Source organism: Cellulomonas septica, from assembly GCF_012396155.1.
In the GTDB taxonomy this organism is placed as follows: domain Bacteria; phylum Actinomycetota; class Actinomycetes; order Actinomycetales; family Cellulomonadaceae; genus Cellulomonas; species Cellulomonas septica.
Map to the genome: position 1 here is coordinate 1 of NZ_JAAXOY010000383.1, position 3,419 is coordinate 3,419.

Genomic DNA, 3,419 nt, shown 5'->3' on the forward strand with positions numbered 1-3,419 from the left:
GGTCGGCAGCCCGGCCAGCGTGCGCGCGGCGGCGGCCACCAGCACGACCGGCGACGTGACGACGAGCGCGCGCAGGCCCGTCGGGCCCGTGCTGCGGCTGTCCGCGAGCAGGTCGTCGTCCCGCCGATCGTCTACCCGGAGGCCCTGCCGGTCAGCGCGCGGCGCGACGAGATCGCCGCGGCGATCCGCGACCACCAGGTCGTCGTCGTCGCGGGCGAGACGGGGTCGGGCAAGACGACGCAGCTGCCGAAGATCGCGCTCGACCTGGGCCGCGGGCGGGCCGGCCAGATCGGCCACACGCAGCCTCGCCGGATCGCGGCCCGGTCGGTCGCGGAGCGGATCGCCGAGGAGGTCGGCACGCCGCTCGGGGAGCTCGTCGGGTACCAGGTGCGGTTCACGGACACGTCGTCCGAGGAGACGCTCGTCAAGGTCATGACGGACGGCATCCTGCTCGCGCAGTTCCAGCGCGACCCGATGCTGTGGGCGTACGACACGCTCATCATCGACGAGGCGCACGAGCGCTCGCTCAACATCGACTTCATCCTCGGCTACCTGACGCGGCTGCTGCCGCAGCGGCCGGACCTCAAGGTCGTCATCACGTCGGCGACGATCGACTCCGCGCGGTTCGCGCAGCACTTCGCCGGCCCGCCGACGCCCGAGCACCCCGACGGCGTGCCCGCGCCGGTCGTCGAGGTCAGCGGCCGCACGTACCCCGTCGAGATCCGGTACCGGCCCCTGTCGCCTGACGTCGAGGCACCCGCGGAGGACGCCGGACGCCGCGTGCGGGCGAAGGCGACCGAGGACCGCGACCTCATGACCGCGATCACCGAGGCGGTCGACGAGCTGTCCGCCGAGGGGCCCGGCGACATCCTCGTGTTCCTGTCGGGCGAGCGGGAGATCCGCGACGCGGAGGACGCGCTGCGCACGTCGCTGGGCACCCGCGTCACGGATCCGCGCCACCCGCAGGCCGTCGAGCTCCTGCCGCTCTACAGCCGCCTGTCGGCCGCCGAGCAGCACCGGGTGTTCGAGCAGCACGCGGCCCGACGCGTCGTGCTCTCCACGAACGTCGCCGAGACGTCGCTGACCGTGCCGGGCGTCCGGTACGTCGTCGACCCCGGGACCGCGCGCATCTCGCGCTGGTCGAAGGCGACCAAGGTGCAGCGGCTGCCGATCGAGCCGATCTCGCAGGCGTCGGCCAACCAGCGGTCCGGGCGGTGCGGGCGCGTCGCCGACGGCATCGCGATCCGGCTGTACTCGCCGGACGACTTCGCGTCGCGACCGATGTACACCGAGCCGGAGATCCTGCGCACGTCGCTGGCCTCGGTGATCCTGCAGATGATCGCGGTCGGCGTCGCGGCGTCGCCCGACGACGTGACCGACTTCCCGTTCGTCGACCCGCCCGACGTGCGGGCCGTGCGCGACGGCGTGCAGCTGCTGACGGAGCTCGGGGCGCTGGAGACGGTCCCGGTCACCGACGCGTCCGGGCGGACGACGAGCGTCACGCGGCTCACCGACACGGGCCGGGCGCTCGCGCAGCTGCCGATGGACCCGCGGCTCGCGCGCATGATCGTCGAGGGCGGCCGGCGTGGCGTCGCGCGCGAGGTCATGGTGATCGCGGCGGCGCTGTCGATCCAGGACCCGCGCGAGCGTCCCGCCGAGGAGCGCGACCGCGCCGACCAGCTGCACGGCCGGTTCGCCGACCCGACGTCCGACCTGCTCGCGTACCTCAACCTCTGGCAGTACCTGCGCGAGCAGCAGCGCGCGCTGTCGGGCAACGCGTTCCGGCGGCTATGCCGGTCGGAGCACCTCAACTACCTGCGCATCCGCGAGTGGCAGGACGTCGTGACGCAGCTGCGCGAGCTCGCGAAGCCGCTGGGCATCCACGTGTCGCCGCTGCGCCCGGGCTCGTCGTCCGGTCCGATCGCGGCCGATTCGGCGGCGACCTCCGCGGTCGACGGCGCGACATCCGCTCCCGGTGACGATGCCTCCGCCGGCGGCGGAGGTCGCGGTCCCGACGACACCGCCCGCGGCGCGCTGCGGCTCGAGTGGGACGCCGACCGCATCCACGTGAGCGTGCTGTCCGGGCTGCTGTCGCACATCGGCATGCAGGAGGCGACGGAGGTCGCCGCACCCGCCCGCGGTGCGCAGGGCGGCGCCCGAGGGCGGCGGCCCGACCGGCGGGCACGCAACGAGTACCTGGGCGCGCGCGGGGCGCGGTTCGCGATCTTCCCCGGGTCCGGGCTCGCGAAGCGGCCGCCGTCGTGGGTCATGGCCGCCGAGCTCGTCGAGACGTCCCGCCTCTGGGCGCGCGACGCGGCACGCATCCAGCCCGAGTGGGCCGAGGAGGTCGGCGCGCACCTCGTCAAGCGCACGTACTCCGAGCCGGCGTGGTCGTCGAAGCAGGGCGCCGCGACCGCGTCGGAGAAGGTCCTGCTCTACGGGGTGCCGATCGTCGCGCAGCGCCGCGTGCTGTACGCCAAGGTCGACCCCGAGCACGCGCGCGAGCTGTTCGTGCGGCACGCGCTCGTGCAGGGCGAGTGGACGACGCACCACCAGTTCTTCCACGAGAACCGGCGCCTGCTCGCCGAGGCCGAGGGCCTGGAGGCGCGCGCCCGTCGCCGGGACCTGGTCGTCGACGACGACGTCCTGTTCGCCTTCTACGACGAGCGGGTCCCGTCCGACGTCGTCTCCGCGCGGCACTTCGACCAGTGGTGGAAGGGCGCCCGACGACGCGACCCCGACCTGCTCACCTTCACGCGCGAGCTGCTCGTCGCCGACGACGCCGAGGCCATCGACGAGTCCGCGTTCCCGTCGCGCTGGCCGCAGGGCGACCTGCGCCTGCCGCTGACCTACCAGTTCCAGCCCGGCACCGAGGCCGACGGCGTGACGGTGCACGTCCCGATCACGGCACTGGCCCGGCTGACCCCCGACGGCTTCGACTGGATGGTGCCGGGCCTGCGCGAGGAGCTCGTCACCGCCACGATCCGCTCGCTGCCCAAGCCCGTGCGCGTGCAGCTCGTGCCCGCGCCCGACGTCGCGCGGTCCGTCGAGGCGTGGCTGCGCGAGCACACCGCGTCGTGGGAGGACACCGTCCGCGCCGGCGACGCCGCACCGTCGTTCCGCGAGCTGTTCCGGCAGGCCGTCCGGGCGGTGCGCGACGTCGACGTGCCCGACGACGCGTTCGACGACGACAAGCTGCCGCCGCACCTGCGCATGACGTTCCGCGTCGTCGGGGACCGCGGGGGCGTCGTCGACGAGGGCAAGGACCTGCTGGTCCTCCAGCGGCGGCTCGCGTCACGCACGCAGGAGGCCGTCGACGCGGCCGTCCGGACGGCCGTGCGCGCGGCGATGGAGGAGGCGCGCGCGGCGTCCGGCGGGTCGGGCGGCAGTGGGTCGGGTTCCGGAGGGACGGCCGGGTC

At 74.6% G+C, this 3,419-nt stretch carries 1 protein-coding gene; it reads left to right on the forward strand.

The genetic code is table 11. The annotated features are described in order from the left end of the window. A partial coding sequence (gene hrpA, locus HGA02_RS13605; protein WP_246247789.1) for an ATP-dependent RNA helicase HrpA occupies positions 1–3,419 on the forward strand: 3,419 nt, incomplete at both ends.